The organism is Arthrobacter sp. SLBN-83, from assembly GCF_006715285.1.
Lineage (GTDB): Bacteria > Actinomycetota > Actinomycetes > Actinomycetales > Micrococcaceae > Arthrobacter.
Genome location: NZ_VFMX01000001.1, coordinates 2,277,329 through 2,293,451, shown reverse-complemented (window position 1 = coordinate 2,293,451; position 16,123 = coordinate 2,277,329). Strand labels below are relative to the sequence as shown.

The following is a 16,123-nucleotide window of genomic DNA, read 5'->3' as shown; positions in this document are numbered from 1 at the left end:
AATGGAATACCGCCCGCTTGGCCGCACCGGCGTGCAGGTCAGCCCCCTCTGCCTCGGCGCCATGATGTTCGGCCCGTGGGGCAACAACGACCGCGCCGACGCCACCCGCATCATTCACCGCGCCCTGGACGCCGGCATCAACTTCATCGACACCGCGGACGTGTACTCCGGCGGCGCCTCGGAAGAGATCGTGGGCGAGGCAATCGCAGGAAGGCGCGACGACGTCTTCCTCGCCACCAAGTTCTTCATGCCGATGGATGAGAAGGACCCCAACCAGCGCGGCGGCTCCCGGCGGTGGATCATGCGCGAGGTGGAGAACTCGCTCCGCCGGTTGAACACGGACTACATCGATCTCTACCAGGTGCACCGGCCCAGCCCCGATACGGACGTGGAGGAAACCCTGGGCGCCCTCACCGATCTGGTCCGCCAGGGCAAGGTCCGGTACATCGGTTCCTCTTCCTACTCCGGTTCGCAGATCGTGGAGGCGCAGTGGGCGTCCCGCGAGCGCAACCTGGAGCGGTTCGTCACCGAGCAGCCGCCCTACTCCATCCTGGTCCGCGGCATCGAGGAGGATGTGCTCCCCACGGTGCAGCGGCATGGCATGGGGACGCTGACCTACAGCCCGCTGGCCGGCGGCTGGCTCTCCGGGCGGTGGCGGAAGGACTCCGCGTCCCGGCCCACCTCTTCGGCGCGCCCCAGCGCCCGCTTCGACATGTCCCAGCCCGCCAACCAGCGCAAGCTGGACATCGTGGAGGAGCTGGCGCAGGTTGCAGAGTGGGCAGGGGTGACGCTCATCGAAATGGCCATAGCCTTCGTGATCAACCACCCCGGCGTCACCTCGGCCATCGTGGGTCCGCGCACCATGGAGCAGCTGGAGTCCTACCTTCCGGCCGCGGACACCGTCCTGGCCCCCGAGGTGCTGGACCGCATCGACCAGCTCGTCGCCCCCGGCGTCACCGTCAACCCGGACGACAACAGCTACGGCGCCCACGAACTGACAGCAAACGCACGACGGCGGCACCGGGCTTAAGCGCCCGAACGTCACCCTACGAAAGGAAACACCAATGGCAACATGGCTCATCACAGGCTGCTCCACCGGACTTGGCCGCGCACTCGCCGAAGCCGTGCTCGCGTCCGGGCACAACGCCGTCGTCACCGCCCGGAACGTTGGCGCCGTGCAGGACATCACCGCAGGCTTCCCGGACACCGCGCTCCCCCTGGCCCTGGACGTCACGGACAAGGCGCAGATCGCCGCCGCGGTGAAGCAGGCGGAGGAGAAGTTCGGCAGCATCGACGTGTTGGTGAACAACGCCGGCTACGGCTACCGGGCGGCCGTGGAGGAAGCGGACGACGGCGACATCCGGCGTTTGTTCGACACGAACTTTTTCGGTGCGGTGGACATGATCAAGGCGGTTTTGCCGGGCATGCGCGCCAACAAGGCCGGCTCCATCCTCAACATATCCTCCATCGGCGCCCGGATCACGCCGCCGGGCTCCGGCTACTATGCCGCCACGAAAGCCGCTCTGGAGGGCATGTCCGGATCGCTGCGCCAGGAGTTGCAGCCGCTGGGCATCAACGTCACCGCCATCGAGCCAGGCGGATTCCGCACCGACTTCGCGGGCCGCTCGCTCACGCAGTCCGCTTCGGCGATCGACGACTACGCGGACACCGCCGGCAAGCGCCGCAAGGAACACGACACGGCCCACGGCAACCAGCCCGGCGACCCGGACAAGGCAGCCAGGGCGATCATCGCCGTCGTCGAATCCCCCAATCCGCCGGGCCTGCTGGTCCTGGGCACTGACGCGTTCGGCGCCTTCGGCAAGGTGGCGGAAGCGCAGCGCGCGGAACTGGAGCAGTGGCAGGAGTTGAGCACCGGCACCGACATTACGGAGTAGGCCTCCGCCGTTTTCGACGCGCACCTTCGTTTTCGACGCGCAGGTTCCCGCCCGACCCGCATATACAGCGGGCGAAATGGAGCATGCGCGTCGAAAACGGGCCGGCGCGTCGCGGAGCGAACAGACACGCGCCTTCTTCGCATTTTTCGGGTCCGGATGTTGCGGAGTTGCGCCCGGAACTTCCGGCCACGCGGTCGTAGGCTGTCGCCATGCACCCCTTGGCCGCGATCGTCCTGGTGATCCTCACCGGGCTTGCCTGGCTGGGCACCACCATCACTTTGCTGGTGTCCCTGGCGAAGGCTCGGCGGCAGCCACCGGCTGTCGCCGAAGAAAGAGTGCAGGGTCCAAAGGGCGGCCCTCAGGAGGATGCAGCGCGGATCCCGCTGTGACGGGCCAGCTTCTGGCCGGGCCTACCGCAGTGCGGTTCGCAACCGCTCCATGAGGTCCCCGAGCGATTCGCGCCATTTGGGTTCGTCGGCGTCCTCCCACAGCTCTGCCAGTTCGGACCTCGCCCCCGCCACCCGTTCGACAGCCTCGAGGGCCATCTCCACGTCCTCGGCGGTGATTGCGGCCCCGTGGGCGGTCACCCAGTCAGTGACGTTCTCCGGCAGTTCCCCCAACGGGTTGCCCTGGCTGGCCGAAGTGACCTCGGCGGCCGCCAGGGCGACCGCCCCGTCCGGGGCTTCGACGTACCTGTCACCCGCCCTCGACAGTGCCTGGCGTACCACCTCCGCTCCGCCGCCGTCGAGCTCGTCGAGCCAGTCCAGCGCGTCGTCGTTCTCAAACGGTAAGTAGCCCCAAGCGCCCATCAATCGCCCCTTCCGGTGTTCGGGTCATGCACCACTGATATGCCTGGCCCTAGTTCCAAAGACCCTACCCACCTGTGCCGTCCACCAACGCGAAGGCCCTGGGGTTGGAGTCGTTGGCCTCTAACCAACAGCGAGACATGAAGCGACAGTAGGGGTGTGTCTGATGGTGTGTTCGGCCCTCCCCCTGCGGGGGCACCGGCCGGCCGGCGACGCAGGGTCACCGACATGCTCCGCGCCCTGCATGAGCGGAACTTCGCATTGTTTTGGGCGGGCCAGCTCGTGTCCGGTACCGGGACATGGATGCAGACCGTCGCAATGGCCTGGCTGGTCCTTCAGATCAGCAAATCTGCTGCCGTCCTGGGGCTGGTCACCATGCTTCAGTTCCTCCCGATGCTTCTGTTCGTGCTTCCCGCGGGGGTCATTGCCGACCGGTCTTCGAAGTGGAAGATCCTTCTGGCCGCACAATCATCGGCCGCGCTGCAGGCGCTGGTGCTCGGCGCCCTGCTCCTGACAGGAACTCCGGAAATCTGGCAACTGTGCCTTCTTGCCGTCATGCTCGGCCTCTCCAATGCATTCAACAATCCTGCCCAGCGAGCTTTCATCGCCGAAATGGTAGGCAAGTCCCTCACAGCAGATGCCGTTGCATTGAACAGCCTCCAGTTCAATGCCACCCGGATGATCGGTTCCGGCCTGGGCTGCCTGGCCATCTCCCAACTGCCTGCCTATGCCGTGTTCTTTATCAATGGCGCCAGCTTCAGCGCGTCCCTGCTGGCCCTTGTGCTCATGCGCCGGTCCGAGCTCCGCAACGTCCAGGGTAAGCAACCCAAAGCGCGAGGCGCCCTGCGGGAGGGCCTCGCGTTCGCAGTCCGGACACCGGCAGCGGCCTTCATCCTGTGAATGCTCGCCATCGTGGGGACTCTGGGATTCAACTGGCCTGTGGCCGCGCCGTTGATTGCCGACCAATTACTTGGCAGCGGCCCAGCCGGGTTCGGCGCCCTGATGGCCGCCCTCGGCGCCGGGTCCCTGGCCGCAGGGGCAGGCCTTGTGATCATTGGCAGTGGTAAGGAACGCACCATCATCACGTCAGCCGCGATGTTGGCGGCCTTCCTCACCGGGCTTGGCTTATCCCGGTCCTACCCCCTCAGCGTTGTGCTGATGTTCCTGGCCGGACTCGCCGGCATAACGTTCACAACCACCGTCAATTCGCGCCTGCAGGACCTGGTGACCGACCGGCTCCGCGGCCGCGTCATGAGTATCTTCGTCCTCCTGCTGATCGGCTCCACACCACTGGGCGCCTCGCTGCTTGGCCTCGGTGCCCAGACACTGGGAGCCGGAGCAACGCTGGTGATATTTGGCACTGCCACCTGGCTGGGACTTGCCGTCATGGTGGCGCTCCACCGAGCACAGGGCAGCCATGCCGGGGACCTCAACGAGGGGCCCAAATTCGAGTAGTAAATACTCATGACACGGCCCCTGCCCGGTGCCAGAGTGGTTCCTAACGCTCCATCAAGTCGCAAGAGGATCCACAATGGCAGCAAAGAGGCGTCGCTCGGGCAGCAAGGGTGGCGGCACCATTGGGTGTGCCCCTTTCCTGGTCCTGATCGTCATAGCCCTCATCATTAAATTCTGGTGGGTCATTCTCATCAGCCTTGGCGTGGTCGCGGTGACGGCGGCGCTGGTCCGCACTGCGAAGGCCCCGGCACGTCCGGCCCCGATCCCCCCGCCCAGCCCGCAGCCCGTCGTGGCCCCGCCCCGCCCTGTTATCAGCGGCGATGACCTCACAGCCCACATGCGCAGCCAAAAACGGGCCGGCCGCGAACGTGACCTGCAGGAATGGGACTACGAATGGATCCGGCTGGCCCACCCGGGGAAGAGCCTCCGCGAAGTCAATGAGATCGCGAACGCCCATTTTGCCCGGGGCCGTTCCATCGGCATCAACTGGGGGGACCCGTCGGCTTCATAAGTGGACGCCACTTATCCCCGTTTCCCAGACAAATCCCCGCTCCACGCGTGGGGGAATAGTCCCCGAGGCGGGGATTTTCCGTTGACCTGCCTCAGGACACAGGCCGCACCTACCCCGAGATGGTTTCGCCCGTACGGCCGTGCTGGAGTCCCGTGGGAAACCCGATGCTCACGGGTACCGGTGCCTGGGCGGCGCAGCAGGTGTCGCCAACAGAGTCGCCTGCATCGTCGGGAATGCTGGTGGAGCAGACGCCGGTCTCCGGCAGTTCAAGTTCCACGGTGTCAGCTGCTTCGGTGTCTCCGGCCAGGGCGGCGGCGATGGAGCGGACCTGCTCGTACCCGGTGGCCATGAGGAACGTGGGCGCCCGGCCGTAGGACTTCATGCCGGCCAGGTAGAAATCCTTCTCCGGCTGCTCGAGGATCCGGGCGCCGTGGGCGGGGACCGTGCCGCAGCTGTGGAAGTCCGGATCGATCAGCGGGCCCAACGCCTTGGGGGCGTCCACGGCCGGGTCCAGGTCCAGCCGCAGCTCCGAGAGCATGGCCAGGTCCGGGCGGAACCCGGTGGCAGGAATGACCCGGCCCACCTCGACGCTGCGGCCGTCCGCGGCGTGCACGGTGACGGAGTCGGCATTTACGTCGATGGAAGCGGTGCGGAAGCTGGTCAGGAGCTGGACGGCCCCGCTCTCGACGGCGGTGCGGAGCAGGGCCCCGAGCTGGCCGCGGGCAGGCAGCTGGTCGGCGTCGCCGCCACCGTAGGCACGGGCAGGCGTGGCGGCGCGGATGGCCCAGAGGACTTCCGTGCCGGGGTTGGCGCGGGCCACGCGGGCCAGGTCAAGGACCATGTTGGCCGCCGAGTGCCCGGAACCGATCACCAAGGTGCGGCGGCCGGCGAAACCGCCGGCGGAAACATCAGGCAGCGGCCCCGTGACCAGCCCGGCGGCGCGTGCTTCAGCTTCTCCCGGAACCGGCAGCCCGGAGGATCCCAGCGGCGCCGGGGTGCTCCACGTTCCGGACGTATCAATGACGGCGCGGGCCAGCACCTCGGTAACTTTGCCGCCGTCGTGCTCTACGCGCAGGAGGAACGGGGCGCTGTCCCTGCCCTGGCTGCGGCCTTTGTCCATGCCCTGTCGGGTGACGGCGAGAACCCTGGACCCGGTCCTGATCCGGTCCTTCAGTTCCGGCGTTGCGGCCAGGGGTTCCAGATACTCGGAGACGATCTGGGAGCCGTAGGGCAGGGCGGTGGGTCGTGGCGCTTCCCAGCCGGAGCGTTCCAGCAGCCGCACGGAGGCGGGATCGAGGTTGTACTTCCAGGTGGAGAACACGCGGACGTGGCCCCATGCACGGATGGCAGCGCCCACCGTGGGGCCGGCCTCCAGGACCAGCGGCTCCAGGCCGCGTTCCAGCAGATGCGCGGCCGCGGCCAGGCCGACGGGGCCGGCGCCGATCACGGCAACGGGCAGGGATTCCAGTGATGTCATGGCGTCAAACCTTTCAGGCGGAAGCGGGGATGAGGGAGTCGATCAGGGCTTCGACGCGGGTCCTGATTTCGTCGCGGATGGGCCTGACGGAGTCCACGCCCTTGCCGGCGGGGTCCTCCAGCACCCAGTCCTCGTAGCGCTTGCCGGGGAAGTAGGGGCATTCGTCGCCGCAGCCCATGGTGATCACCACGTCCGAGTCCTGTACGGCTTCCGTGGTGAGGATCTTGGGAATCTCGGCGGACATGTCGATGCCAACCTCTGCCATGGCCTGGACCGCGGCCGGGTTGACCTTGTCCGCAGGCTGCGAGCCGGCGGAGCGGACCTCGATGGCGCCCTGCGAGAGGCTGGTGAGGAAGGCGGCGGCCATCTGGGAGCGGCCGGCGTTGTGGACGCAGACGAAGAGGACGGAGGGCTTGCGGCTCATGAGAGAACCTTTCGATCGGCCGTGGCGACGGCGGGAGTGGCGATGGAGGGGTAGAGGAAACGGACCAGGACGTAGCCGGCGGCGCCGCCAAGCAGCTGGGCCAGGATGAAGGCAGGGGCCGACGGCGGTGCGATGCCGGCAAAGGTGTCCGTGACGGTCCGCGCGATGGTCACCGCCGGGTTGGCGAAGCTGGTGGAGCTGGTGAACCAGTACGCGGCGGTGATGTAGCCTCCGACGGCGAAGGCCACCCGATCCGCCCGGCCGGAACGGACGGTTCCGAAGATGACCAGCAGCAGCCCCACGGTGGCGATGACTTCGGCCAGCCAGAGTGAGGGCCCTGAGCGCTGGTGCGTGGACCAGGACACGGCGTCCAGCCCGAACATCAGGTTCGCGGCCACGGTTCCGGCCAGGCCGCCCAGGACCTGTCCAACGATCAGGGCCGCGGCCGTCCCGCTGTCGATCATCCCCAGCGCACGTTCCACAAGGGTCACCACCGGATTGAACGACGCCGATACCGGCTGCAGTGCCACGATGAGCGCCACCAGCGCGGCACCCGTGGCGAGGCTGTTCTGCAAAAGCTGCAGGCCGGCGTCGTCCGGTGAAAGCTGCGACGCCATCACGCCCGAGCCCACCACAGCCATGACCAGGAACGCGGTGCCAATAAATTCTGCGGCGGCGCGGCGGACCAAGACCGTCACTTGGCCTGCCCGCCGATCAGTGCGGCCAGGTTCTGCAGCGCCTCCGTCCGGGCGCGGTAGTAAACCCACACCCCGCGCTTTTCCCGGTCCAGCAAACCCACCTCGTGAAGGATCTTCAGGTGGTGGCTGATGGTGGGCTGGGACAGCTCGAAGGCGTCGTTCAGGTCGCAGACGCACGCTTCGCCGCCCTCATGCGAGGCAACCATGGACATCAGCCGCAGCCGGACCGGATCGGCCAGCGCCTTCAACAGCGGGGCAATTCCCTCAGCTTCCTGCTCGGACAACGGCTCCCTTGCCAGCGGCGCGCAGCAGGCGACGGCCTGAACCGGGGTCAGCTCCAAAGACATAGACATACATAAATATTTACACTCATCTATGTCTTTGGCAATCCACACAAATCCCGCCGCCTTTCTCCGCCCCTTGCAATGCCCGGAGCAACGGCAAATAGGATGGCCCCTAGAGCTTTTGGCCGCAGACGAAGGGCGCCGCAATGATCGAGATCCTGAACCCCGCTGAAGTGGCCCGCGCACGGGAGACCGGCGCCCTGGTGGCTGACATCCTGCAGGCCATGAAGAACCGCGCCACCGTGGGCACCAACCTGCTGGATATCGACCAGTGGACCAAGGAGATGATCACCGAGGCCGGGGCGGAGTCCTGCTACGTGGACTACGCGCCGTCATTCGGCCGCGGGCCCTTCGGCCACTACATCTGCACGGGCGTCAACGATGCCGTGCTGCACGGGCTGCCCCACAACTACGAACTGGCCGACGGCGACCTGCTCACATTGGACCTCGCCGTCGTCAAGAACGGGGTAGCCGCCGACGCCGCCATCAGCTTTCTTGTCGGGGATGCGCAACCGGCGGAAAGCGTGGCGATGATCGAAACCACCGAACGGGCACTGGCCGCAGGGATAACTGCCGCCGGGCCGAATGCCAAGATCGGCGACGTCTCCTACGCCATCGGCCGCGTCCTCACTGATGCGGGTTACCCCATTAACACCCAGTTCGGCGGCCACGGCATCGGCTCCACCATGCACCAGGACCCGCACGTGCCCAACATGGGCCGGCCCGGCCGCGGCTTCAAGCTCCGCCCCGGACTGCTGCTGGCGCTGGAGCCGTGGATCATGGCGGACACGGCGGAGCTGGTGACGGACGACGACGGGTGGACGCTTCGGAGCGCCACTGGTTGCCGGACGGCCCACACGGAGCACACCATTGCCATTACCGACGACGGCGCGGAGATCCTGACGCTGCCGTCACGGTAGGTGCCGGGGGCGGGTTAGCCCCGCTGCCGCGACTGGGTTGGCGCCGTTCAGTAGAGGTAGACGTCCACCAGCAGGGCGGCCAGCGCGGTAAGGGCCGCCGTCCCTGCCACACTCCGGGCCGCATCGCGCCTGCAGGGCCCGGACATCAGGGCGATGGCGGCGCCGGCAAGGGTGAACACTCCGGTTCCCGTGTCCTGCCAGCTGATGGGGAACGGCGGGAACGGCAGGTCGTGGGAGAACAGGCCAATCGCGCCGGTCCAGTTCAGGATGGAGTTCCAGGCCATGGGCATCAGGAGGGCAGCAGCTGCTGCCGTGGCCACTACGCCCGCGCGCCGTTCCCTCCGTGCCAGCAGGAGCAGGACCAGGGCAACGGCGGCGGACAACAGGGCGCCCACGAACATCGCCTGCAGGTTCATCATGGGCCCCCGGGGTTCACTACCCGCATATGTCCAGTCTAGGCATGGGCCGCAGGCGCGGACCTGGCGCCGGGAAATTCTGCTATTCGGTCCCGGCTACGTGGCTGCGGCGTTCCAGGAGCAGGGTGTCCTGCCAGTGGCCGGCTTTGGGGCCGTGGCTGATCCGGGCGATCCGCTCCCGGGTTCCCACCACCCGGAAGCCCAGCTTTTGGTGCAGTGCCAGGCTCGCCGCGTTTTCGGGGAAGATGCTGGACTGGATGGTCCAGATGCCCGCCGCTTCCGTTGATTCAATCAGGGCATTCAGGAGCAGCCGGCCCACGCCGCGGCCCTGTGCCTGCGGGGACACATAAATGGAGTGCTCCACGAGGCCCCGGTACACCTCACGTGACGAAACACGCGAGACGGCGGCCCAGCCCAAAACGCTCCCCGCATCTTCGGCGACGATCCGGTGCCGTGGCAGCCGCACGCCGTCGAACGCTTCCCAGGTGGGCGGTTCGCTCTCAAAGGTCGCCTCCCCCGTGGCGATTCCGGCGGCGTAGATCGCGTGGACCGCGTCCCAGTCGTCGGGGCACATGGGGCGGATGGTGGCGGGACTGTCCATGCGTCCCATTATGGTTCGCCTGCAGCATTCCTCCCTCCCGCGAGATGGCAGTTCACGGCAATGCTCCGCGGAAACATTGCCGTCAAGTGCCATCTCGCGGCGGGGGAAGCGGACGCCGTCCGGGTTGCGGCCGCGGTCAGCCGACGTGCACCCACGGGCGCTGCGTGACATCCGGAACGGCCTCGCGAAGGACCTCCCGCGTGACCGGCGCGATCTCACCCTCGCCCAGGAACAGGAACCGCACCAGGTTGGTGATGGGGTTGCCCTCGGTCCAGCGGAAGTAGATGTGCGGCATGAGCCCGGTGACGTCCCGGATGTGCAGCAGGACGGAGGCGATGGTGTTGGGGACCACCGGCCCGTGGACTTCGAGGATGTGGTACCCGTGCCGGTTCACGCCCCGGACGTGCAGTTCGGTTTCAAAGTCGGAGGAATCATCCACCACCACCTCGAGGAACAGGGCGTCGCCGGCCAGCGGCAGGTGGCTGACCTCGATGGCTGACTCGAGTTTGTCCCGGTAGGCCTCCGCGGTCATCCGCAGCGGCTCGTGCGCGATGATCGCGATAGGCCCGTCCAGGGTGCTGGACATGAACTCCAGGGCCTGCTGGTCCAGGTGCACCCGGGTGGCGTGGAGTTCAAAGGAGCGGCGGACCCTGGACAGCAGCGAGATGACGATGATGCCCAGGATGAAGATGGCGGCGATCCGGATGCCCTCGGGCCGTTCAAAGATGTTGGCCACCGTGGTGTACGCGAACACCACGGAGATGGCGCCAAAACCCACGGTGAGGTTCCGTTGCCTGCGCCGGCGCGCGGACAGCGTGACGGCCACCGCGGCGGAGGTCATCAGCACCAGGACGCCGGTGGCGTAGGCACCGCCCTGGGCATCGACGTCGGCCTTGAAGATGAAGGTGATCAGGAAGCCGACCAGCGTGAAGACGAGCACCAGCGGCCGGACGGCCTTGGCCCACGCCGGGGCCATGCCGTACCGCGGCAGGTAGCGCGGCACCAGGTTCAGCAGGCCGGCCATGGCCGATGCGCCGGCGAACCAGAGGATGCCGATGGTGCTGATGTCGTAAACGCTGCCGAACCCCACGCCGAGGTATTCGTGCGCAAGGTAGGCCAAGGCGCGGCCGTTCGCCTGGCCGCCGGGCTGGAACTCCTGTTCGGGGATCAGGACCACCGTGATGAAGCTGGAGGTCAGCAGGAAGGCGCTCATGATCACGGCGGCGGTGGTGAGCATGCGCCGGGTACCCCGGATGCGGCCGGCCGGGTTTTCCTCCGTGTCCTCCGGGGCCCCCAGGACTTGCGGCATCACGGCCACGCCGGTTTCGAAGCCGGACAGGCCCAGGGCCAGTTTGGGGAACACGAGCAGCGCGATGGCGACGGCCATCACCGGATTTCCGTGCGACACCCACAGGTTGGTCCACCAGTCTCCTGCGGCTGCGGGGTGCGAGAGTACCTGGGCGAAAGTAACGGCCACCACGATGGCGTTCAGGCCCAAGTAGAGCGCCACCAGGACGACGGCGATGCCGATGGCTTCCTTGAACCCGCGCAGGAACACGGCCGCCAGCAAGGCAAGCAGGAAGAGTGTGACCGGGACGTTCTGGTCCTGGAGCCACCCGGGCGCCACCGGGTTGCCGAGCAGGTGCGCGGTGGCGTCCGCTGCCGACAGGGTCATGGTGATCATGAAGTCAGTGGCTGCAAACCCCAGGAGGACCAGCACCAGCAGTTTGCCGCCCCAGCGCGGCAGCAGCCGCTCGAGCATGGCAATGGAGCCCTCACCGCGGGGGCTTTCACCGGCTACCCGGCGGTACACCGGCAGGGCACCCAGCAGGGTCACCGCCACCAGCACCAGGGTGGCCAGCGGGGAGATGACCCCGGCGGCGAGCGCGGCGATGGCCGGCTGGTAGCCCAGGGTGGAGAAGTAGTCCACGCCCGTCAGGCACATGACCTGCCACCATGAGTGCTTCTTCTCGTGCTGCGTCGGCACGCCGCCCGGGCCGGGATGTGCGCCCTTGCTGTCCTGGAGCCCAAACAGCAGCCAGCCCTGGAACGCTTTCCTTCCGCGCGCGTGCTGCGCGGAAGGATCCGCCGGGGGCCTGCTTAACGTGGTCATGTCTGCCTTTCCGCGCTGCCCTTTGCACCGCGACCACCTGCGAAGCTAACACCGGCCAAAACCTCCGAAGCGCCAAAACGGGATTTCTTAATGAATCCTTGACGCCTGGTTTGGGACAGCCGCCGGCGGGACTAGGATGGGTCAACCGCGGCCTGAACGTGGTGGCCACGGAAGGCAGAGGAAACACCGAAAGGAAACCCGGCACCATGGCAGACACCCCCAACCCCATCCAGATCCAGAAGTTCCTGAGCGGCATCGACTACCCCGCGAAGCGCGAAGACCTGCTGTCCCGTGCCAAGGAATCCGGTGCCGACAACAACGTGATGGAGGCCCTCGAGGCACTCCCCGACCGCGAATACGACAGCCCGACGGCGGTCAGCTCCGCGATTTCGGACAGCAACTCCTAGGGCGTTTGCTGGGGCCGGTCAGCAGGTGGCCGGCCCCCTGCTTCGCTAAGCTGGCGGCATGCCCGCCCTTGCCGCCCTGCTGCCCACCCTGGTGGCCATTGCCATCCTGGCGGCACTGACGGTTGGCATCCTGTGGGGCGCGCGGACGCCGTCGTACCTCTCCCCTGCCCTTGCCATCCTCCGTGGCGCGGCCCAGCTGGCGGTGATCAGCCTGGTGCTGGGCGGGGTCATCACCAACCCGCTGTGGGTGGGCGCGGCCCTGCTGGTCATGTTCAGCGTGGCATCCGTAACGGCGACCCGCCGGCTCACCTGGTCCTGGCGGCGCTTTGCCGTGGTGGCCGCAACGATGGCCGCGGGCATCCTGGTCACGGTGGCCATCGTGTTCGGAACAGGTGCCATCGAGTTTTCGCCGCGGTATGCACTGGCAGTGGCCGGGATCGTGATCGGCAATTCCATGACCATTGCCACGCTTGCGGGCCGCCGGTTCTTCGAGGCCGTCCTGGAGCAGTGGGACCAGGTGGAGGGCTGGCTGGCACTGGGCGCAACGCCCCGGCAGGCCACCCTGATCCAGGCCCGGCAGGCGGTGCACTCGGCCTTGATCCCGTCCACGGACCAGACCAAGACCACAGGGCTTGTCACACTGCCCGGTGCGTTCGTGGGCGCCATTTTCGGTGGCGCCTCACCCCTGGAGGCCGGCCGGTTCCAGGTGGTGGTGCTGGCGTCCATCATGGCCGCCGGATCCATCACCGCCGTGGCGCTGATCCGCTCCCTGGGAAACGTCAAGGTGCGCCCCGATCCGCTCTAGCCGCGGGCCCGGGCGCGGTGTGAAGGGCCGGGTTCCGCGATCTGCCATGATAGTGCGATGTGTGCGCAAGGTTCCCGCCTGTGATGGTAAGCGAACTGGCCAGGGACGCGATCCTGGCCAGGACAGGACTCCCCGTGCCGGGGCAAGACCTGGACATCGCGGTCCCCCTCCCCTCCGAGCGCCTGCAGAACCTGGTTGAGCTGGCCAGGACGGTCTGCGGGCAGCCGGTCACGGCCATCAACATCATCACCCAGGACATGCAGTACCAGGTGGCAACCGCCGGCATGGAGCCGTACCTGTGCTCGCGGGAGGATTCGATGTGCGCCGTCGGTTTCCTCAGCGGAACCCCCACCGTGCTGGAGGACGCCTCGCTGGATCCGCGCTACAACACCAACCCCTACGTGGACGGCCGGCGCGGCGAAATCCGGTTCTACGCCTCCATCCCCCTGGTTGCCGAGGACGGCTTTGTCCTGGGCACGCTGTGCGCAGGGGCCCGGGAAACCGGACAGCTGAGCGACCGGCAGCTCAAAGGCCTGGAAATCCTCGCCGCCGAGGTAGTGGACGCCCTGCAGCTGGAACACCGTGCCCGGCAGCTCGCCGACGCCCTGGCCGAGGCCCACCGCAGCAATGCACTCCTGGCTGAGTTCGCGGGCCGGATCAGCCACGACCTGCGCAACCCCCTTACCTCGGTTCTGGGGTTTGTGGAACTGGCCCGGGACGAGGCCGGGGAGCTCGATGATCCAGCCATTGCCGGTTACCTGGACACGGTGGCCAGTTCCGGCCAGCGCATGCTGTCCATGGTGAAGGACGTCCTGTCCTACGCCACAATCGGCGGGGATGTCCGGCCAGCCGAGGTGTCCCTGGCGGACCTGGTGGGGGACGTCAGGCAGGACCTGGCAGCCAGCATCGAAACATATGGCGCATCCGTGGAGTGCGACGACCTGGCCTTCACCGCGGACGCCGTCCAGATGCGCGTGCTGCTGCAGAACCTGGTCCACAACGCCATCACCTACAGCCGGCCCGGCGTCCCTCCCGTCATCCGGGTGACCGGCCACCGCTCGGAGGACGGGGCAACGCTGCGGGTGATCGACAACGGCAAGGGCATCAGCGAGGCCGACCGTAAACGCGTCCTCGATCCCCTGGTCCGCCTGTACCGGGAGGATGACCCGCCGGGCACCGGGCTGGGCCTGGCCACTGCTGCCCGCATCGCCTCGGCGAACGGCGGCCGGCTCGAGTTAGGTCCGGTTCCCGGCGCGGGCACCATGGTCACCGTCCACCTGGGCGCGAGCTAGGCGCGGCGGGAGCTGGAACGCCGCCCGTCGCCGCTTCCTGTTCCCGCGCCGCGCTAGTACGTGGTGGCGTTGGCCAGGATGTGTGGCGGCAGGGGCGCCTGGTTGAAATCGAAGGCCTTGGTCAGGTCGCCCAGCAGCGGGCTGTTCTCCCGCACATCCGGGCGCGGGTCGGGACGGCCATCGGTGGCCGGGTCCAGCCGCTGGCCGTGGAGGAAGTCGTCCTCGATGAACTTGAGGTAGGCGTCCTGGCTCAGTGTTTGGTGGTCGATGTAGCCCTGTTTGGCGTACGGGCTGATGATCAGGCTTGGCACCCGGAACCCGTAGCCGTTGGCATCCGCCGCCGGTGGTGCCACATGATCGTAGAACCCACCCCAGTCATCCCAGTTGAGGAAGATGGCGGTGCTGTCCCAGTCAGGACCGCTCATGATGGCGTTGATCAGCCCCGTCACGTAGGCCTGGCCGGCGCTGATTTTTGCCGGTGCATGTTCACTGACCTTGTCCGTGGGAGCGATCCACGTGACGGCGGGCAGCGTACCCTGACGCGCCGCGTCATAGAAGTTTGTGAGGGGCTGGATATTGCCGAGTTCGCCGTCCTGTTTGACGGTGTCGAAGTACAGCAGCGGGTTCCACAGGCCGGGGGTCTTCGCATCCTGTTTGATGGGGGCGCAGGTGGCGGCGTCATTGCGGCAGTCCGGTTCGGTGCCGTTGAACACGTAGTAGGCCCAGGGGACGTGCTGCTGGTGGAGCAGGTAGGTAAGGTCCGTCCACGCATAGTCAGGCTGTTGAAGGTGCTTGGCGGCTTGGGACAGCTGCTGTTTCAGACCGTCCGGAACATTGGCGGCGTCGACGGCGGCCTGGCAGGCAGGGTAGGTGTCCGTAGGTTTGCAGCTGGTGCTGATGAGTTGGTCCAGTTCCGCGGCCAGCCCGGCACTGACCCCCGCGCTTGCCAGGGCTTCCCTGCAAGGGGCCAGGTCCGCGGCTGCCTGGCATTTGCCGATCAGGGTGTTGTTGATGATTTCCGGGTCCGGGCCGGAGTCGGGGTTCTGGAGGGCGTTGGAGCACGACGACGGGTCCCCGGCTTTGGTGCACTTGGCGGACCATTCAGAAACCAGGTAGAGGTGGGCCGGCAGGCTCCAGGCAGACGCGGCGGCGAACATGTGGTCCTGGAGGGTGAAGTTCCTGGCGTAGTCCCAGTAGTTGGGCAGGTCCCGCTGGTCGTGGTAGCCCATCACGTCGGTTGCGGCGGCCTTGTAGCGGCAGTTGGCTTGCGTGGCCGTGCACCCGGCGAGGCCCTTTTCCGCCTGGGCCACGAACCCGTCCATGGCCCCGTTGTTGAGGTCGGCCACTTCGTCGTTGTGGCTGTGCGGGGCACCGGCGTTGCTGTCATTTGGGTTGTAAAAGGGCTTGACGCATCCGCCGCTGGCCGGGTCCGGAAGGCATGCCGCAGGTTTCCCGTTTTGCATGGGGATGCCGTCCGCGCCAGGGAAGGTGCCAAAGTAGGTGTCGAAGGAGCGGTTCTCCTGGGTGATGATCACTACATGCTTGATTTTGCTGATTCCGGCGGCAGCGCCTTCCGGACCGGCCGTGGACCCGCCTCCTGCCAGGACGTAGGTCAGCAGCATCCCTAGCACCAGCCAGGCGGCCGCGGCCGGGAGTCCCCCCACGCCAACTAGCATTGCGGCCAGCGGCCGCCACCTGGGACCGCTGAGCTTAATCACTGCAGCACGGTCCGCCCGGGGTGCTGTTTTCGCTGCTGATGCGCATGGCACCCTCCTGTCGCTCCGGCGTTCCGGACGGCGCGCACGCGGCAGATCCGCAGCCGGAAGGCCTTCAGCGCCGATGGGTGGCTACACCCTCGCACATCGCCGCTTGGCAGTGATGGAAAGCCGGCTGGGAATTTGCCCACAATCCGGGCGGCCGGAGCCACTATCGCCGTGGCCTTGGCGCTGCGCAGGTTCA

At 67.2% G+C, this 16,123-nt stretch carries 17 protein-coding genes and 1 pseudogene; 9 read left to right on the top strand and 9 right to left on the bottom strand.

Annotated elements, in window-relative coordinates; translation table 11 throughout:
* The first annotated feature begins 1 nt into the window (after position 1).
* From FBY30_RS10600 to FBY30_RS10590, 3 genes are all read left to right on the top strand, one after another.
* Positions 2-1,030 carry an aldo/keto reductase gene (locus tag FBY30_RS10600; RefSeq protein ID WP_142132833.1) on the top strand — a complete coding sequence of 343 codons (1,029 nt, stop codon included), beginning with the start codon at positions 2-4 and terminating at the stop codon, positions 1,028-1,030.
* Between the two features lie 34 nt (positions 1,031-1,064).
* Entirely contained in the window at positions 1,065-1,895 is an 831-nt protein-coding gene (locus FBY30_RS10595; RefSeq protein ID WP_142132832.1) for an oxidoreductase, read from the top strand.
* A 209-nt stretch (positions 1,896-2,104) separates the two neighbouring features.
* Positions 2,105-2,284, top strand: a complete 180-nt coding sequence (locus FBY30_RS10590) for a hypothetical protein (RefSeq protein WP_142132831.1) — start codon at positions 2,105-2,107, stop codon at positions 2,282-2,284.
* A gap of 21 nt (positions 2,285-2,305) precedes the next feature.
* On the opposite strand, the gene FBY30_RS10585 is transcribed toward FBY30_RS10590, so the two are convergent.
* A complete protein-coding gene (locus tag FBY30_RS10585; RefSeq protein ID WP_142132830.1) occupies positions 2,306-2,704 on the bottom strand; it encodes a DUF4259 domain-containing protein in 399 nt (132 codons plus the stop codon).
* A 225-nt stretch (positions 2,705-2,929) separates the two neighbouring features.
* On the opposite strand from FBY30_RS10585, the pseudogene FBY30_RS20970 reads away from it, so the two are divergent.
* Positions 2,930-4,156: pseudogene (locus FBY30_RS20970) on the top strand (MFS transporter).
* 76 nt (positions 4,157-4,232) lie between these two features.
* On the top strand, positions 4,233-4,667 hold the full coding sequence (locus FBY30_RS10570) for a hypothetical protein (RefSeq protein WP_142132827.1): 435 nt from the start codon (positions 4,233-4,235) through the stop codon (positions 4,665-4,667).
* A gap of 109 nt (positions 4,668-4,776) precedes the next feature.
* Here FBY30_RS10570 and FBY30_RS10565 read toward each other — a convergent pair whose 3' ends face one another.
* Genes FBY30_RS10565 through FBY30_RS10550 form a run of 4 tightly spaced genes read right to left on the bottom strand, consistent with a single transcriptional unit; the run spans position 4,777 to position 7,613 of the window.
* Positions 4,777-6,144 (bottom strand): FAD-dependent oxidoreductase, encoded by a 1,368-nt coding sequence (locus FBY30_RS10565; RefSeq protein WP_142132826.1) that lies wholly within the window; start codon positions 6,142-6,144, stop codon positions 4,777-4,779.
* A 13-nt stretch (positions 6,145-6,157) separates the two neighbouring features.
* Entirely contained in the window at positions 6,158-6,568 is a 411-nt protein-coding gene (locus FBY30_RS10560) for an arsenate reductase ArsC (RefSeq protein WP_142132825.1), read from the bottom strand.
* The gene (locus FBY30_RS10555) at positions 6,565-7,266 is read right to left on the bottom strand and encodes an aquaporin (RefSeq protein WP_142132824.1); all 702 of its coding nucleotides are present in this window, start codon (positions 7,264-7,266) and stop codon (positions 6,565-6,567) included. Before FBY30_RS10555 ends, FBY30_RS10560 begins: the two co-directional genes overlap by 4 nt.
* Positions 7,263-7,613 carry an ArsR/SmtB family transcription factor gene (locus FBY30_RS10550; protein WP_142135147.1) on the bottom strand — a complete coding sequence of 117 codons (351 nt, stop codon included), beginning with the start codon at positions 7,611-7,613 and terminating at the stop codon, positions 7,263-7,265. Before FBY30_RS10550 ends, FBY30_RS10555 begins: the two co-directional genes overlap by 4 nt.
* A gap of 143 nt (positions 7,614-7,756) precedes the next feature.
* Here FBY30_RS10550 and map point away from each other — a divergent pair, with 143 nt between their 5' ends.
* Positions 7,757-8,530 carry a type I methionyl aminopeptidase gene (map, locus tag FBY30_RS10545; RefSeq protein ID WP_142132823.1) on the top strand — a complete coding sequence of 258 codons (774 nt, stop codon included), beginning with the start codon at positions 7,757-7,759 and terminating at the stop codon, positions 8,528-8,530.
* A gap of 47 nt (positions 8,531-8,577) precedes the next feature.
* On the opposite strand, the gene FBY30_RS10540 is transcribed toward map, so the two are convergent.
* The 3 genes from FBY30_RS10540 to FBY30_RS10530 form a co-directional block, all read right to left on the bottom strand.
* Positions 8,578-8,949, bottom strand: a complete 372-nt coding sequence (locus tag FBY30_RS10540) for a hypothetical protein (protein WP_235009406.1) — start codon at positions 8,947-8,949, stop codon at positions 8,578-8,580.
* Positions 8,950-9,028: 79 nt separating this feature from the next.
* Positions 9,029-9,547 carry a GNAT family N-acetyltransferase gene (locus FBY30_RS10535; RefSeq protein WP_142132822.1) on the bottom strand — a complete coding sequence of 173 codons (519 nt, stop codon included), beginning with the start codon at positions 9,545-9,547 and terminating at the stop codon, positions 9,029-9,031.
* A gap of 136 nt (positions 9,548-9,683) precedes the next feature.
* A complete protein-coding gene (locus FBY30_RS10530; RefSeq protein WP_142132821.1) occupies positions 9,684-11,660 on the bottom strand; it encodes an amino acid transporter in 1,977 nt (658 codons plus the stop codon).
* A gap of 206 nt (positions 11,661-11,866) precedes the next feature.
* Between FBY30_RS10530 and FBY30_RS10525 the strand changes: the two genes are divergently transcribed.
* The 3 genes from FBY30_RS10525 (at position 11,867) to FBY30_RS10515 (ending at position 14,164) form a co-directional block, all read left to right on the top strand.
* On the top strand, positions 11,867-12,067 hold the full coding sequence (locus FBY30_RS10525; RefSeq protein ID WP_142132820.1) for a DUF2795 domain-containing protein: 201 nt from the start codon (positions 11,867-11,869) through the stop codon (positions 12,065-12,067).
* Between the two features lie 58 nt (positions 12,068-12,125).
* Positions 12,126-12,872 carry an ABC transporter permease gene (locus FBY30_RS10520; protein WP_142132819.1) on the top strand — a complete coding sequence of 249 codons (747 nt, stop codon included), beginning with the start codon at positions 12,126-12,128 and terminating at the stop codon, positions 12,870-12,872.
* An 83-nt stretch (positions 12,873-12,955) separates the two neighbouring features.
* Positions 12,956-14,164 carry a sensor histidine kinase gene (locus tag FBY30_RS10515; protein WP_235009554.1) on the top strand — a complete coding sequence of 403 codons (1,209 nt, stop codon included), beginning with the start codon at positions 12,956-12,958 and terminating at the stop codon, positions 14,162-14,164.
* Positions 14,165-14,217: 53 nt separating this feature from the next.
* Here the strand turns inward: FBY30_RS10515 and FBY30_RS10510 are convergent, their stop codons facing one another.
* The gene (locus tag FBY30_RS10510; protein WP_235009405.1) at positions 14,218-15,828 is read right to left on the bottom strand and encodes an alkaline phosphatase family protein; all 1,611 of its coding nucleotides are present in this window, start codon (positions 15,826-15,828) and stop codon (positions 14,218-14,220) included.
* Positions 15,829-16,123 lie beyond the last annotated feature (295 nt).